Below are 15,154 nucleotides of genomic sequence, written 5' to 3' on the forward strand. Positions count from 1 at the left end.
GGCAAACAAAAAAATGACACTGTCTAAATAAGATAGTGTCATTTTTTTTTGGTTGTTATTGTCTGGAAAAAGAGCGTCTGTTTTTACTTATCAAACAGCAAGGTTGCTAATGCTTCATCTCTTTTATAAACATCTTCATAAAAATGAACCACGCCTTCCTCATCAACCCAAGAGGTGAAATAACCAATGTATACCGGAATTTTATTTTTTAGCGTGTACCAATATTCCTCTCCGTCGTTCATTGCCGTTTCTATTTTAGCAGGATTCCATTTCTTGTCATCTTTCATAATCGCGGCGGCTAGTTCTTTAGGCTTGGCCACACGAATACAACCGTGGCTAAAAGCGCGATCTTCTTTTCCAAATAAACTTTTGGACGGTGTATCGTGCAAATAAATCGCATTCGAATTTGGGAATAAAAACTTCACTAATCCCAATGAGTTTTCAGGTCCTGGTCTTTGTCTTACATTATTGTCTTTCCATTCCATGTCGTGTTCTTCCAAGTAATTCGGATTCTTTTCAATGGCAGGAAGAATTTCTTTCTTAAGGATACTGGTTGGCACATTCCAATACGGTCTGAACACTATGTATTTCATGGGAGCACTAAAAATTACGGTTTTGTGCATGGCTTTTCCCACCACAACTTTAGAGTGTAATTCTGGTTTTCCATCTCGGAAAAAAGTTAATTCATAGGCTGGAATATTCACCACAACTAGTTCCTTAGATTTGGTGATGTCATTCGAAATCCAACGACAACGTTCCATGTTCACCATTAGTGTTTTGATACGTTCCGCAACAGAAACATTCATGTATTTGATGTGTTCCGGCAGAATCGTTTTGTTGAGGGAATTCCCGCTTCTTTTCTTAAATTTTAAAATTCCTGTCGCTAATTCGTCATCGTATACAGCACTTTTAGAATCTCTGGAAATATCATTGGTGATAAACAAACGCGTTCTAATTTGTGCAATAGTAGCCGAACTGTCGCCGGGTTTGTATGATTTTACATTTGGATCCAATGCAACTGCTTTCCATCCGCCCTTTTTTTCTATGGCGCGGTATTCCTGCAGCACATCTTTAAGTAGGTAATATTGTTTCAATACTCCTTTTTCTTCTTTGTGAATTAACGAAGGGTCGATTAACAAAGAGTCTAAATAATTGACATACGATTGTTTTTTTCGAGGCAAAAACCAACCTAGATCTTTAGTTTTTTGAGCATCGATACCATCATATACTTTATCCGCGTAAAAAAAGTACAGTGCAGAACTCAACAATTCAGTGTCAATAGTTGCTTTTTGATTTTCTTCAGGATTGTCATAGATATCATCCAGTTTTTCCTTGTACGGTATCACGGTTTCTACACCTTCTTTGCTTAAATTATTCACTTTGCTGTACAGCAAACCGGCAAATTCATTAAGACCATCTTTGTCAAACCAGATGTAATGAAACTGATGTTTGCGGTATAATTTTTCTATTTCACCTTGATACGGCTGCAGTTTTGGATATTTTCCAAAGAATGTTTTGATTTGCGTGCTGTCAAACGCAACTTCTATCGCATTTAAACTCGTTTGAGTATTGGATGCCACAATATTTCCATCTTTCTTTTTGCAGGAAACAATGGTAAACAGCAGTATAAAAACAACCAATAGGATTGGGGAATGTAACTTTTTCATAGATCAACTTTTAATTCGCCTTGAATGTATTTAAGGCATTACAAAAATACATCAAATCCAGTGAGGTGCTACCAGCCTTGGACTGCGTGTGCTTTTACAAAGCGCATCTCAACCTTTACTTTAAGGGTGTTTATGAAATTAAATTAGAAATTAAGTATTTGTAAATTAATTAGTTATGAATTTTATTTTATTTTAGAGATGGTTTTTTTGGTCTAATATATTTTCAGAAATCCAAAAATTATGAAATAAATAGTGCTGCTATATGTAAAATTGTTCCTGCAACTCAATTTTGTCGAAAGAACATAAAAATAAAGTCTTACATTGACAAAAACCGAATAATGTTAGGGTTTTTACCAAAGCAAAATCAGACGGAAAACTCAATTATTAGGCCGTTTCATGTGATTTTAGTCTAATGAAAAGCTTAAGAAATGGAACGTTATAGCTCCTAAAAAACAATTGAAAATTGATAGAATTTTGTTGTAAAACTGTCATTCAGCAACCTGAAATTCCAAAAATCAAAATGGCATTCTAGCAGTTCAAAAGGTGTGTGGAAATCCGTTTTTGGATTATTAATTCTTAAACCGAATGTTTTTAGCTACCTTTATTTAAAATAGTAAAGGAATACGTATGAATCAATATTTGCAGCGCACAAAGTCTTATTTTCAAACTATAAATTTTCGAAAAATAATCAAAAGAATTGGTTTTTTACTTCTGGGAATTGTGGCTTTTTTGGTGATAGCGTCAGCGGTTTTATCAATTTATTTTAAGAATAATAAAGAGGAAATTGTCACGCAAATCAATGCGAAAATTAACGAAAATATTACGGGTACAATTGTTATTGGTGACATTAATTATAAGTTTTTTAAGGGTTTCCCCAATATGACTTTGGCGTTAAGTCAAGTAGAATTAAAAGACAGTTTGTGGGCTTTACACAAGCGAACGTTGCTCAAAGCGGAACAAATTGAGGTGCGCGTCAATGTTTTGGGATTGCTTTCTAATGAGATAAACATCGACAAAATAGAAATTCAGCAGGCCACTTTGCATTTGTTCAAAGGAAAAAATGGAATTGTAAACACGAATATTTTTAGACCTAAGCCAAAAAGCAAAAAATCAAAAAGCTCCACCGATTCTAAAGTAAAAGAAGTCGTTTTAGACCAAGTACATTTTATTTCCGAAAATCAAATGGGACATAAATTATTTGATTTTAATATAGTTGCACTGCGAAGCCAAATAGATCATGATAACGAGAATTGGCACACGAATTTGTATTTGAAAACGCTTGCTAAAAGTATGGCTTTCAATACTAAAAGAGGGAGTTTTATTCAAAACAGAATGGTAGAAGGGGTTTTGAAAGTTGATTTCTCAGAACCGAAAAACCAAATTAGTATTGCCACGGAGAATTTCGGAATTGGAGAGGAGTTTTTTGATATTAACGCTCATTTTAGTTTGGATAAAAACAAGTCTCCTTTTGATATTGCCATAAAAACTACGATTTTGTGGCGTGATGCTTCCGCATTATTGAGCGATAATATCAGTACTAAAATAAATCAGTTTGATTTAAAAAAACCAATTGACGTGGGTTGCACAATTATTGGCGATATGAATGCCACGGGCGATCCGGAAATTGTGGTGACGACAAAAATTAAAAATAATGAACTCAAAATACCGGACGGAATCATTACGGACTGCAGTTTTGGCGCAACATTCACCAACCAATATAAAAAAGGAGCAGGTTGTAATGATATTAATTCGACCATAACTTTAACGGATTTTTCGGGGAAATACAAAACGATTCCATTTGCAATTCCAATCGGGATTATTTCCAATTTTGAGAAAACTACCGCTGCAGGAAGTTTTAAATCGGACTTTGCTGTTTCGCGATTAAATGAGATAGTCAACGAGGATTTAATGCATTTTTCTGATGGTCAGGCCAAAGTGAATTTGGATTTCAAATTTGATGTAGTGCAGTTAAAAATACAAAAACCGTTGTTCACAGGAAGTGTAGCCGTGAAAAATGCAACGGTAAATTATGGTCCACGGAATTTGACTTTTGTGAAAACAGATATTCAACTTGATTTTACGGAACAAGCATTATTAATCAAAAAAATTAATTTTAAAGACCGTAGGAACATGGTTTTTATGGAAGGCAAAATTGATAATTTCCTGACATTGTATTATGAGAATCCTGAAAAAATGGTGGTGAACTGGGATATTTATGCTCCCTTTTTGGACGTGAAACAGTTTATAGGTGTTTTTACAAGTACTGGTAAAAAAGCTCCAAAAACCAAGAATAAAAAAGATGATTTTTCAGACGAATTGTATTCCGTGATTGAAATGAGCCAAATGGCGCTAAATGTTAAAGCGGACAAAATGGTCTACAGTAAACTCGAGGCGACTAATGCAAAAGCAACGATTTTGTTGCTTAACAATAAATTAATTGTCAAAAATGGCTGGGTACAAAGCGTTGGCGGAAGCATTGCTTTTGATGGGGAATTAGTTCCTGATGGAGATGATTTTCTGCTCGAATCTAATGCGAAAATTAACCGCGTGAATATTGGCCGATTCCTTGCCGGCTTGAATAATTTTGGGATTCAATCTTTTGAACCTAAAAATATAGAGGGATTTTTAACAGCTTCGGCAGCGCTTAAAGGAAAACTACTTTCCGGCGGAGAATTAAAAACGAACTCTCTTTCCGGTGCTGCTAAATTCAAGGTGGCTCAAGGCGCTTTAATCGATTTTAAACCCATTACTAACATAGGTAAGTTCGCTTTTCCTTTTAGAAATGTGAACCATATCGTTTTTAGCGATTTGTCAGGAAATTTTAAAATTAATGGAGATTTAGTAGATGTAAATGATTTGAAAGTGAGTTCCAATGTATTGAATTTAGACGTAAATGGCGTTTATTCGTTCAACAGAGGTACAAATTTAGCGATGACTATTCCGTTGAGAAATCCAAAAAACGATGAACTTATAACCAATGAAGCCGAAAAAGCCGAAAAGCGTACGAAAGGAATTGTACTGCATTTATTGGCCGTTGATGTCGATGGAAAAATAAAAATCAGATGGAATAAAGATCATGAAAAACTCTAATTATATGAAAAAACTACTGGTAGTTCTTATCATTTTTTGTTTGTCCGGATGCAAAAGTAGCATGGACCAACAAACACTTTCGAAAGCAAACATAAATGCCACACTCGATGCTTGGCACAAAGCCGCAGCGGAAGCTAACTATAAAGATTATTTCAGTTTAATGACTGATGATGCCGTCTTCATTGGTACCGATGCAACAGAAAATTGGGATAAGACAGCTTTTCAAGCGTATGCAAAACCACATTTTGACAAAGGGAAAGCGTGGAATTTTACGGCTCTGGAACGACATGTCTTTTTTGATAAAACCGGAAAAACTGCTTGGTTTGATGAATTACTGGATACCCAAATGAAAATTTGTCGTGGTTCTGGAGTTTTGGTGAAAATAGGAAAGGAGTGGAAAATACAACATTATGTTCTATCGATGACAATTCCCAATGATAACTCGAATGAAGTTATAAAAGTCAAATCCGCCTTGGAAGATGCGATGATAAAAACATTGAAGTCTAAATAATAATATCTTCGGAGTTGATGTTTTAGGTTTGGACTTTTTTGCATAAAAAAACCTCTGTTTTTAGCAGAGGTTTTTTAAAATAAAACGATAATTACCAGATTTTGACTCTTTTTTCTGGAGCTAAATACAAGGAATCTGTGGGTTTTATATTGAAAGCGGTATAAAATTCAGGAATATTTCTCACGACACCATTAATTCTGAATCTTGCCGGGGAATGCGGATCGGTTGCGATTTGATTTCGTAACGCTTCCTCACGAGATTTATTCAACCAGCATTGCGCCCAGCCTAATAGCACGCGCTGTTCGCCGGTGAAGCCTTCTAAAACCGGGGATGCTTTTCCTTCTAAGCTCATTTTGTACGCTTTTATGGCAATGGATAATCCGCCTAAATCACCAATGTTTTCACCTTGAGTAAATTCACCATTTACATTCAGATCTGGAAATACTTTGAAATCATTGTATTGCGCTACTAATGCGCCCGTTTTTTGTTTGAAAGCTGCTAAATCACCCGGCGTCCACCAGTTTCTAAGAACTCCGTCACCATCAAAGGTGCTTCCCTGATCATCAAATCCATGACCTATTTCGTGACCGATTACAGCTCCAATACCACCGTAATTTGCTGCATTTTCTACTTTTAAATCAAAGAAAGGAGGCTGTAATATGGCTGCAGGAAATACGATTTCATTAAGCGGTGGGTTGTAATAGGCGTTTACGGTTTGTGGAGTCATTCCCCATTCGGTTCTGTCAACTGGTTTTCCTAATTTATTAATTTGTCTGTTGTATTCAAAAGTGGTGGCTTTTTGTTGATTTCCGTACAAATCTCCGGGAACAACTTTTAAGGCAGCGTAATCTCTCCACTGGTCTGGATAACCAATTTTTGGAGTGAATTTCGAGAGTTTGTCTAAAGCTTGCTTTTTAGTTTCCGGACTCATCCAGTCCAGATTTTTTATGCTTTCGCCATACTCTTTAAGCAAGTTTTTAACTAGTAAAGTTACTTGCTCTTTGGCCTCAGGGGAAAAGTGTTTTTTTACATAAACCTTTCCAACGATTTCACCAAGGCTACCGTTTACTCTATCAACGCCTCTTCGCCACATTGGTTGTTGTGCTTGGATTCCATAAAGTGTTTTGCCATAGAAGTCAAAATTTTCCTTGTCTAAAGCGGTGTTTAATGATGTTGCCGCTCCGTGAATTGCATTCCATTTCAGATATGCTTTCCACGTGGTTAAAGGAGTTGTTTTTATGATTCCGTTAAGCGCTTTCAGATAATCAATTTGCGCAATGACAATGTTTTTTTGATTGAGAATTCCGGCATTTTTTAGCATACTGTCCCAATTAAAATCAGGCATGAGTTGTTTTAAATCGGTAATCTTATATTTATTGTACAGTTTTACAATGTCACGGGTTTGTTCTTTTTTCATATGCTGAGCGGCTAAAACCGTTTCAAATGCCATTATTTTTTTGGCTAGATCTGGCCCATTCGCTACTCCGCCAAGTTCTAGCATCTTCTCGATATGAATCACATATTTTTTTTGGATTTCCTTAGATTTTGCATCTTCAAGAGCATAATATTCTCTATCAGGTAATCCTAAACCGCCTTGCCAGGAAATAAGCATGTACTGGGTTGGATCTTTTAAATCCTCCATCACCGAAACTGAAAAAGGAATATTGCTTCCGGAGGTGTTTGCATATCCAAAATAAGCCGCTAAATCCGTGTAATTGGTAATAGCATCAATTTTTTTGTATTCAGTAAGTAACGGTGCAATTCCTTTTTGATCCCTCATTTTAGTATCCATGAAGGCATCGTAAAAGTCCCCAATTTTTTGCTCATCAGAACCTGTTGCAAAATCACCTTTGGAGGACGCTTCGATAATGGCTTTTACGTCTTCTTGTGCTTTTTCATGAACCATATAACCAACACCATAAGAGGCTTTGTCATCCGGTATTTTAGTTTTTTTCAGCCAAGCACCGTTCACATAGGCATCAAAATTATCGCCTGGTCGAACGGATGTGTCCATATTGTCTTTATTAATTCCGGAAATTGTTTTGTCTGTTTTTTCAAATGTGGTAAAAGCAGCTAGCAATAAAATGGAGGATGCCAACACAAGTTGGGTTTTCATTGGATATGGTTTTGATTTCATAGGGTGGTTTTTTAGAATATCAAATATAATTAAAAAAAGTTACGTCTATGTATTTATTTGATTGTTAGCGTATTGAAATTAAAAAATGGAATTCTATCTAACTGATTAAGAAAATCAAATTGAAATTTAAACAGTAGTTGTTTTATTTGGAGTCATCAGAAAAAAGAATTTCGGACAGACGATCATCCCTTAAATATATGTCGTTAAAAAAACTAATTTCACCGGAATCATTGACCCATGTAGTAAAATATCCTATGTGAACAGGGATTTTATTTTTCAGGATACAGGTAGTTTCTTTTCCGCTGTCCATGGCTTTCTTAATGCGTTCTGCGGGCCAATCCGGATTGTTTTTTAAAATTAAGTATGCTAATTCCTGCGCTTTATTCACGTTAATGCATCCGTGACTGTATGCTCTATATTCAGATTCAAATAAGCTTTTGGCAGGCGAATCGTGTAAGTAAATATCGGAAGCACTTGGAAAAATGAATTTAACTTTCCCTAGGGGATTTTTTGGACCGGGTTTCTGTCTTATTCTGCCTTTATTCCATTCCATATCATTATCAGCTAGATAATTTTTGTCACGATCCATAGCTGTTTTTATTTCGCTTTGAACGATACTCGTTGGGATATTCCAATAGGGACTGAAGATAAGATGGCTGATATTACTACTAAAAATTACGGTTTCATTCATAGTTCCGCCTACAAATACATTTGATTCTAGTTCAGTTTTGCCGTTTCTTTTATAAATTAGTTTAAAAGAAGGAATATTTATTATGATGTATTCGTCCGCTTTTGTCAACTCTGGAGCAATCCAACGACAGCGTTCCATATTGACCATAATGGTTTTGATATAATTTTCAATGGGAATATTCATCCGCTGAATGTGACTCAAAGTAATAATAGGATCTATGTTGTAACCATTTCTTTTCTTGAAGTTCAGGATTCCGGTCATTAATTCGGCATCGTACAAGGTGCTTTTGGAATCGTGTTGTAAATCTCCGGTTACGGCTAGTCTTTGTCTTATTTGACTAATGGTTGCTGAGTTGTCACCCGGCCTGTATTCTCTCCTTGAAGAATCAGCAATGATTAAATTCCATTCGCCATTTTGCTCTATTTGTCGGTATTTTTTTAAAACAGTTCTCAGTTTGTAATATTGACTAAAGAGCTGTTCCTCATTTTTATCTAATAATTGAGGATCTGCTAACAAGGTTTGGAGCAGGCTCGCGTACGAAAGGTCTTTTGTGGGTAAAAACCATCCAATCTCTCTGATTTTTTCAAGGTCAATTCCCTTGTATACTTTTTTTGCATAAAAAATATACATTGCGGATAGTAAAAGTTCCGTTTCGGTAGCCGTAAGATTGCTCTGTGAATTTTTATTGAAAATGAGATCGGCTTTTTCTTTATAAGCGAATCGGGACTTTAACCCATCGTCCGCTAGCTGATTTACTTTGGAATATAATAAATTGGCAAACTCAATAATTCCTTGGTTGTCAAACCAAATGGAGTTGTAATTTCTTTTTTTGTACAAAGCAATAACGTCTGATTTGTATTTTTTTACATTTGGGTATGTTTTGAAAAATCTGGAAATAACTGTGCTGTCAATCTTGACGAAATTTCTTTCTGGTTTGTATTTTAGCATTGATTGAGCAAAAGAAGTATTGGTAACCGTTTTGGAATTGGTACGGTAAGCAGAAGCAACTGAAAAATTGAATAATAGTACTGCAATAGATAAAACGAAGTTTTTCATAGCAAGTTTATTTGTATAAAGATACAGTAATATTTTGTGGGTGAAAAACGCATTAACAGGAATGTTAAGAATGGAAATAGTACAAAAGTCATTACTTTGACTGTTATTTTCCGAAGAGCTGCATAAAAAAAGCAGCTTACAAATAGCGATTTTGAAAACGTTTTTTCATTTTTTTACCGCTTCGGCATTCGGTCTTATATATTTCCTTAATTTTGCCGAAATATTCTAAAAAAGTGGGAAGCAAAAATAAATTAAAGCGGTTCAAAGAAAACGAGACATTCAACAATGTTTTTCAACCAACAAGAGAAGAAGTTGTAGGCGATTTATTTCCTTTAAAAGGGAAATGGAACTCAGAATTCTTTAAAAATGAAAATCCATTGGTTCTGGAATTAGGCTGTGGAAAAGGGGAATATTCTGTTGGGCTTGCGGAACGATATCCAAATAAAAATTTTGTGGGAATCGATATCAAAGGCGCTCGTTTTTGGCGTGGAGCTAAAACAGCGGTTGAAACCGGAATGTATAATGTGGCTTTTATCAGAACCCAAATCGAATTGATTAACCATATTTTTGCTGAAAACGAAGTAGATGAAATCTGGATAACTTTTCCGGATCCACAAATAAAATACAAACGAACAAAACACCGAATGACAAATTCAGAGTTTTTGCAATTGTATAAAAAAATCCTCAAAAAAGACGGTGTGGTAAACTTAAAAACCGACAGTGAGTTCATGCATGGGTATACTTTAGGGTTGTTGCATGGAGAAGGGCATGAGGTTTTGTATGCCAATCATAATGTGTATGTAAATGAAGGAAGTCCGGAGGAAGTAACTGCTTTTCAGACGTTCTATGAAAAACAATATTTAGAAATTAACAAAGCAATTACCTATATTCGATTCAAAATCAAAGAATAGTTTTATATTTGAAACAGATTTCTTTTTTTAATCTTGCACCTTGCCTATGAATTTAATCACTTCTTTGTTTTTGGGTTTCGTTACGGCCTTTGTAGGGATTACGCCTCCGGGGTTAATCAATATGACGGCTGCTAAAGTGAATCTCAAGGAAGGAAAAAGAAGTGCGTACTGGTTTGTTTTAGGTGCAGTAATTATAATTTTCTTTCAAGCAGCGCTTGCTATATTTTTTGCACAATTTATAAAAGAGCGTCCGGATGTTATTGTTTTGCTGCGCGAAGTTGGTTTTGGGATTTTTGCAGCATTGACAATCTATTTCTTACTGATTGCTAAAAAGCCAAAAAAGAAAAAAGGTAAAATGAAAAAAAAGAGTACATCCACTCGTTTTTTTCTTGGGATGTTGCTCTCTGCACTTAACTTTTTCCCTATCCCTTATTATGTTTTTGTAAGCGTTACATTGGCGTCATACAATTTGTTTTATTTTGATACGACCAATGTTTTTACCTTTGTAGCAGGTGTGGTTTTAGGATCTTTTTTTGTGTTTTATTGTTACATCACTTTCTTTCAAAAAATTCAAGACAAAACGGATTATCTGATGCGCAATATGAATACCATCATAGGAAGCATTACCGGATTGATATCCTTGATCACCTTAATCAATATTATACGGTATTATCTGCGATAATTTTTTACCGCTAAAGAACAATAAACAGACTTTTTATTAGATTCAGCATCATGTCAAACGACAATTTTTTCGAGAGAGTATATTTCATAGTCAGACAAATTCCGTACGGAAAAGTAACTTCTTATGGTGCTATTGCAAAGGCTTTAGGAACAGCTCGTTCTGCTCGAATGGTGGGATGGGCAATGAATGCTTCTCATAGTCTGGAAGATGTTCCGGCGCATCGTGTGGTGAATAGAAAGGGTTTGCTTACTGGTAAATTGCATTTTGACGGAACCAATCTGATGCAGCAATTATTGGAAAACGAGGGAATTGTTGTGGTGGATAACCAAATTTTAGATTTCGAAAAACATTTCTGGCAACCGGAAGTTAGGGCGGAGTAAAGCCTGAAAATTCAAAACGCAAGATTTTTTGATATTAAAAAACGATATCTCTGATAATTGCCGTCAATTCTCACATCAATAAATGCGATACAAATCCTTTATAATAAGAACTTTTCATAGTATCTTTGTAATCTGAAATCAGTTTAAATAAAGATAATATTTTGGCATGAAATGCCGACAGAAAACAATAAACTAAAAATGAAATTAGATAGAAAAGATATTCTTAAAGCGTTAGAAACGATTACTATAGCTGGAGAAGGAAAAAACATGGTGGAAAGTGGCGCAATAGCAAATGTGATAACTTTTGGCGATGAGGTTGTAGTTGATTTAGTATTGCACACACCGGCGATGCACATAAAAAAACGTGCCGAAGACGATATCAAAAAAACAATTCTTGAATTAGTATCTCCGGATGCTAAAATCAAAATTAATAGTAAAGTTGAGGTTCCGGACAAACCGGAAATCAAAGGAAAATCAATACCGGGAATCAAAAATATTATTGGTGTAGCCTCTGGTAAAGGTGGAGTAGGAAAATCTACTGTTACAGCAAATCTAGCGGTATCATTGGCTAAAATGGGTTTCTCAGTAGGAATTCTTGATGCGGATATTTACGGACCATCGATGCCAATCATGTTCGACGTAGAAAGTGAAAAACCAATTTCGGTGACCGTTGATGGAAAATCAAAAATGAAACCGGTTGAAAGCTACGAAGTAAAAATTCTTTCAATAGGATTTTTTACAGCGCCAAGTCAAGCGGTAATTTGGAGAGGACCAATGGCTTCAAAAGCGTTGAACCAAATGATTTTTGATGCTGACTGGGGAGAATTGGATTTCATGTTAGTCGATTTGCCTCCGGGAACAGGAGATATTCACCTTTCAATCGTACAATCATTGCCTATTACAGGTGTTGTCATCGTAAGTACGCCACAAGCAGTAGCTTTGGCCGATGCCAAAAAAGGAGTTTCGATGTTCATGTCTGAAGCTATAAATGTTCCTGTATTAGGAATTATAGAAAACATGGCGTATTTCACACCAGAAGAATTGCCAGAAAATAAATACTATATTTTTGGAAAAGAAGGAGCTAGAAATCTTTCAGAAGACTTAGGCGTGCCGTTCCTTGGCGAAGTGCCTATCGTACAATCCATTCGTGAAGCGGGAGATTACGGTCGTCCGGCAGCAATGCAAACCGGTTCCGTTATTGAAACCGTTTTCGAACAAATCACTAGAAATGTAGTGCAAGAAACCGTAAATAGAAATGAAAATTTACCTGCGACTGAGGCAGTTAAAATTACTACTATGGCCGGTTGCTCAGCAGTAAAAAAATAGAAATTAGAATCTTTTGAAAATGATTTTTAATCTTTCAATTTTCTAATCTTTCAATCTTTAAATAAAGAAAATGACAACAGAAGAATTAACAATAGAAGTTCAAAAAGCGCTCGAAGAAATTAGACCTTTTTTGAATTCTGACGGTGGCGATATCACACTGATTTCCATCGAAGACGACAAACACGTAAAAGTACGTCTCGAAGGAGCATGCACGAGTTGCAGTGTAAACCAAATGACACTGAGAGCCGGCGTGGAAACTACCATCAAAAAGTTTGCTCCCCAAATAGAAACTGTTGTAAACATTCTATAAATTTGTCATCCTGAGCGTAGTCCAAGGAGGGCGTGACCCTTTTAAGAAAAAAGGCTACTCGATATACTGGGTAGCTGCCTTTTTTCTTAAAAGCGTCGGGCTATCCGCGCTACTTCGGTAGCTTGCTGCTATCCCCCACGCAAATTTGCATACCCACAACACATAACTTATAACTCATAACTGATTTATGGATGTATTAATAAAAATTAAAGATCGAGAAGGAGTAGTGCACGAATTACAGGCTCCTACAGATATGGCCATGAATATCATGGAATTATGCAAAGCCTACGAGCTTCCTGTAGAAGGAACTTGTGGCGGAATGGCCATGTGTGCTTCTTGTCAGTGTTATGTACTTAACGATGTTGCATTACCCGAAATGGGCGATGACGAAGAAGCAATGCTTTCAGAAGCATTCTACGTAAAGTCAAACAGTCGTTTGGGTTGTCAAATACCAATCACCGAAAGTCTTGAAGGTTTAGAACTCGAGCTGGCTCCAGAAAATTAAAAAAAATCCCTTAATAGGGATTTTTTTTGTAATATAAATGCCATATATTCGTATTGTAGTATTAAGCAAATCAATTGACGTTTTTAAATGAATTCAAATTCTTACTCCCCTGGTTTACATAAACTAGTTACTCTTCAGGTTGATTCTATTGAAAAACTCACTGATAGCAAAGAATACATTGCTATTACTAATCAAATTTTAGATAAATACGGATTAGAGCAAGTAGGTATAATAGTGCATGATTTTGATAATGACAGTTTTACTATTGCTGTTTGCCTAAAAGAATCACATATTTGTATTCACACTTGGCCGGAATTCAATCAGCTTACATTAGATGTTTATTTATGTAATTATTTACAAGGTAATTCAGCAAAGGTAAAGGCTGTAACACAAGCGTATGTGGATTATTTTGATGCAGTCATAATTAAAGATTTTGAGATAAACAGATAGGTATGGATGTTTCTTGTTATCAATGTAATACGGTTACTACTATAGAAATTGTTTTTGAGGTCAAAAATTTTGTTTGCCCCAACTGCCAGAGTGTTTATATCTCAGACGCAAGCAAAGAATTACGCCGTGAAAGAGCATTCAATCACAAAATTCCGCATGTTGGTTTGCAAATTGGTCAAAAAGGAATTCTTAAAGGGATTGAATATATCGTAACTGGAATTCTTACAAAGAAAGTGTATGGAGCTTATTATTGGAATGAATATGTTCTGACTGATAAATTGAACAAGTTTGTGTATCTCTCTGAGTCAGATGGACATTGGATTTTTTTAAAAGAAATAGAAGATAAATTTGATGTTTCGAATCATCCTAAATTTCTAACTTACGAAGGAGTTGTGATGAATCTGTATGATTATACTGATGTTGAAATTGTTTCTGCTCAGGGTTTCTTTGATTTTGCACTACCAAAGAAAAAGACACACTCAACAGAATATATTAGTGTACCAAATATGATCTCTATTGAAAAAGATGGAGATACAGAGACGACTTATTTTGGAGAACATATAACTACAAAGGAAATTCGAAAAGGTTTTCCGTTTTTTACATTACCATCAAAAGTAGGAACAGGATTAGTACAACCCTTTTTCTTAAATGTAACGAATACTGCTATTATTTTTTGTATATTTTCTATTTTGATTCTGTTATCTCACTGGTTCATTTATAAAGATAAAGTAGAGAAACAGGTATTTTATAAAGATCTGACTGTTGATGCTTTTAATAATAAAGAGATTGTGAGTCCCTCATTTATATTAGAAGGAGGTTCTGCACCTATGACAATTGCGGTTAATTCAGGAGTGGATAATTCTTGGGCAAATGTGCAGGTTGCATTATTAAATGAAAAAACAAATGATGCAGTTTACGCCAGTAAAGATATCGAGTATTATCATGGATATACGGATGGCGAAAGCTGGAGTGAGGGAAATTCTTCGGAGGAGTTTAATATCTGTGGCGTTGCAGCCGGAAAATACCATTTGGTTATTACACCACAAAAAGCTCCTGAGGATTTACAAAATAATTCTTTGACAATAAAAGCATTATGGGATCAGCCTTCAGGCAGAAATCGTTGGTTAACCATAATTTTCATGGCAGTTCTACTAGTTGCTCTCTACTATCTAAATGTCAATTTTGAACAAAAAAGATGGGAAGATTCAGATCATTCTCCTTATAATTAAAACTATGGATGAAGCATTAAAATTTTTGAAAAATAATGTGTTTTCAATTGCGATAGGATTGTTTGTTTATTCGGCATATTTGTTTTTCACATATTCCGGAAATAGAATCTGTGATTGTGAAACTACTGAAAAATACAGTTCCGGTCAAACTTTGGGTCGAAGACCAATAAATACTTTTTACCATAAATAACAATTTAAAACTACCTAAT

The 15,154-nt window shown here is 35.4% G+C and carries 14 protein-coding genes; 11 read left to right on the forward strand and 3 right to left on the reverse strand.

The features are described from left to right. Positions 1 to 83: 83 nt before the first annotated feature. Positions 84 to 1,667, reverse strand: a complete 1,584-nt coding sequence (locus tag IWX80_RS06800; RefSeq protein ID WP_196852732.1) for a L,D-transpeptidase family protein — start codon at positions 1,665 to 1,667, stop codon at positions 84 to 86. Between the two features lie 627 nt (positions 1,668 to 2,294). Between IWX80_RS06800 and IWX80_RS06805 the strand changes: the two genes are divergently transcribed. Both IWX80_RS06805 and IWX80_RS06810 read left to right on the forward strand, forming a co-directional pair. Further along, positions 2,295 to 4,757 carry an AsmA family protein gene (locus tag IWX80_RS06805; RefSeq protein WP_196852733.1) on the forward strand — a complete coding sequence of 821 codons (2,463 nt, stop codon included), beginning with the start codon at positions 2,295 to 2,297 and terminating at the stop codon, positions 4,755 to 4,757. Positions 4,758 to 4,761: 4 nt separating this feature from the next. Then, complete coding sequence (locus tag IWX80_RS06810; RefSeq protein WP_196852734.1) at positions 4,762 to 5,268, forward strand: nuclear transport factor 2 family protein; 507 nt, start codon at positions 4,762 to 4,764, stop codon at positions 5,266 to 5,268. A gap of 91 nt (positions 5,269 to 5,359) precedes the next feature. Here IWX80_RS06810 and IWX80_RS06815 read toward each other — a convergent pair whose 3' ends face one another. Both IWX80_RS06815 and IWX80_RS06820 read right to left on the reverse strand, forming a co-directional pair. Beyond that, positions 5,360 to 7,405, reverse strand: coding sequence for a M13 family metallopeptidase (locus IWX80_RS06815; RefSeq protein WP_196852735.1), 2,046 nt, complete (start codon positions 7,403 to 7,405; stop codon positions 5,360 to 5,362). Positions 7,406 to 7,547: 142 nt separating this feature from the next. Continuing rightward, positions 7,548 to 9,152 (reverse strand): L,D-transpeptidase family protein, encoded by a 1,605-nt coding sequence (locus tag IWX80_RS06820; protein WP_196852736.1) that lies wholly within the window; start codon positions 9,150 to 9,152, stop codon positions 7,548 to 7,550. Between the two features lie 233 nt (positions 9,153 to 9,385). Between IWX80_RS06820 and trmB the strand changes: the two genes are divergently transcribed. From trmB to IWX80_RS06865, 9 genes are all read left to right on the forward strand, one after another. Further along, entirely contained in the window at positions 9,386 to 10,063 is a 678-nt protein-coding gene (gene trmB, locus IWX80_RS06825; RefSeq protein WP_113636606.1) for a tRNA (guanosine(46)-N7)-methyltransferase TrmB, read from the forward strand. A gap of 46 nt (positions 10,064 to 10,109) precedes the next feature. Then, positions 10,110 to 10,745, forward strand: coding sequence for a LysE family transporter (locus IWX80_RS06830; protein WP_196852737.1), 636 nt, complete (start codon positions 10,110 to 10,112; stop codon positions 10,743 to 10,745). A 50-nt stretch (positions 10,746 to 10,795) separates the two neighbouring features. Then, on the forward strand, positions 10,796 to 11,125 hold the full coding sequence (locus IWX80_RS06835; protein WP_196852738.1) for an MGMT family protein: 330 nt from the start codon (positions 10,796 to 10,798) through the stop codon (positions 11,123 to 11,125). Positions 11,126 to 11,323: 198 nt separating this feature from the next. Next, positions 11,324 to 12,451, forward strand: a complete 1,128-nt coding sequence (locus IWX80_RS06840) for an Mrp/NBP35 family ATP-binding protein (protein ID WP_113636608.1) — start codon at positions 11,324 to 11,326, stop codon at positions 12,449 to 12,451. A gap of 70 nt (positions 12,452 to 12,521) precedes the next feature. Continuing rightward, a complete protein-coding gene (locus IWX80_RS06845) occupies positions 12,522 to 12,761 on the forward strand; it encodes a NifU family protein (RefSeq protein WP_073205171.1) in 240 nt (79 codons plus the stop codon). Between the two features lie 187 nt (positions 12,762 to 12,948). Continuing rightward, positions 12,949 to 13,266 (forward strand): 2Fe-2S iron-sulfur cluster-binding protein, encoded by a 318-nt coding sequence (locus IWX80_RS06850; protein ID WP_035668621.1) that lies wholly within the window; start codon positions 12,949 to 12,951, stop codon positions 13,264 to 13,266. 87 nt (positions 13,267 to 13,353) lie between these two features. Further along, a complete protein-coding gene (locus IWX80_RS06855; RefSeq protein ID WP_196852739.1) occupies positions 13,354 to 13,716 on the forward strand; it encodes an S-adenosylmethionine decarboxylase family protein in 363 nt (120 codons plus the stop codon). 2 nt (positions 13,717 to 13,718) lie between these two features. Beyond that, positions 13,719 to 14,945: a DUF4178 domain-containing protein gene (locus IWX80_RS06860; protein WP_196852740.1), complete on the forward strand. Its 1,227-nt coding sequence runs from the start codon at positions 13,719 to 13,721 to the stop codon at positions 14,943 to 14,945. Positions 14,946 to 14,949: 4 nt separating this feature from the next. Further along, a complete protein-coding gene (locus tag IWX80_RS06865) occupies positions 14,950 to 15,135 on the forward strand; it encodes a hypothetical protein (protein ID WP_113636522.1) in 186 nt (61 codons plus the stop codon). The last annotated feature ends 19 nt before the right edge of the window (positions 15,136 to 15,154 follow it).

The organism is Flavobacterium sp. CAN_S2 (genome assembly GCF_015752255.1).
Lineage (GTDB): Bacteria > Bacteroidota > Bacteroidia > Flavobacteriales > Flavobacteriaceae > Flavobacterium.

Excerpts from the sequence above, each read along its gene's own strand:
- IWX80_RS06800 (WP_196852732.1), bottom strand. The coding sequence starts at position 1,667 with ATGAAAAAGTTACATTCCCCAATCCTATTGGTTGTTTTTATACTGCTG.
- IWX80_RS06805 (WP_196852733.1), top strand. The coding sequence starts at position 2,295 with ATGAATCAATATTTGCAGCGCACAAAGTCTTATTTTCAAACTATAAAT.
- IWX80_RS06810 (WP_196852734.1), top strand. The coding sequence starts at position 4,762 with ATGAAAAAACTACTGGTAGTTCTTATCATTTTTTGTTTGTCCGGATGC.
- IWX80_RS06815 (WP_196852735.1), bottom strand. The coding sequence starts at position 7,405 with ATGAAATCAAAACCATATCCAATGAAAACCCAACTTGTGTTGGCATCC.
- IWX80_RS06820 (WP_196852736.1), bottom strand. The coding sequence starts at position 9,152 with ATGAAAAACTTCGTTTTATCTATTGCAGTACTATTATTCAATTTTTCA.
- IWX80_RS06830 (WP_196852737.1), top strand. The coding sequence starts at position 10,110 with ATGAATTTAATCACTTCTTTGTTTTTGGGTTTCGTTACGGCCTTTGTA.
- IWX80_RS06835 (WP_196852738.1), top strand. The coding sequence starts at position 10,796 with ATGTCAAACGACAATTTTTTCGAGAGAGTATATTTCATAGTCAGACAA.
- IWX80_RS06840 (WP_113636608.1), top strand. The coding sequence starts at position 11,324 with ATGAAATTAGATAGAAAAGATATTCTTAAAGCGTTAGAAACGATTACT.
- IWX80_RS06845 (WP_073205171.1), top strand. The coding sequence starts at position 12,522 with ATGACAACAGAAGAATTAACAATAGAAGTTCAAAAAGCGCTCGAAGAA.
- IWX80_RS06850 (WP_035668621.1), top strand. The coding sequence starts at position 12,949 with ATGGATGTATTAATAAAAATTAAAGATCGAGAAGGAGTAGTGCACGAA.
- IWX80_RS06855 (WP_196852739.1), top strand. The coding sequence starts at position 13,354 with ATGAATTCAAATTCTTACTCCCCTGGTTTACATAAACTAGTTACTCTT.
- IWX80_RS06860 (WP_196852740.1), top strand. The coding sequence starts at position 13,719 with ATGGATGTTTCTTGTTATCAATGTAATACGGTTACTACTATAGAAATT.
- IWX80_RS06865 (WP_113636522.1), top strand. The coding sequence starts at position 14,950 with ATGGATGAAGCATTAAAATTTTTGAAAAATAATGTGTTTTCAATTGCG.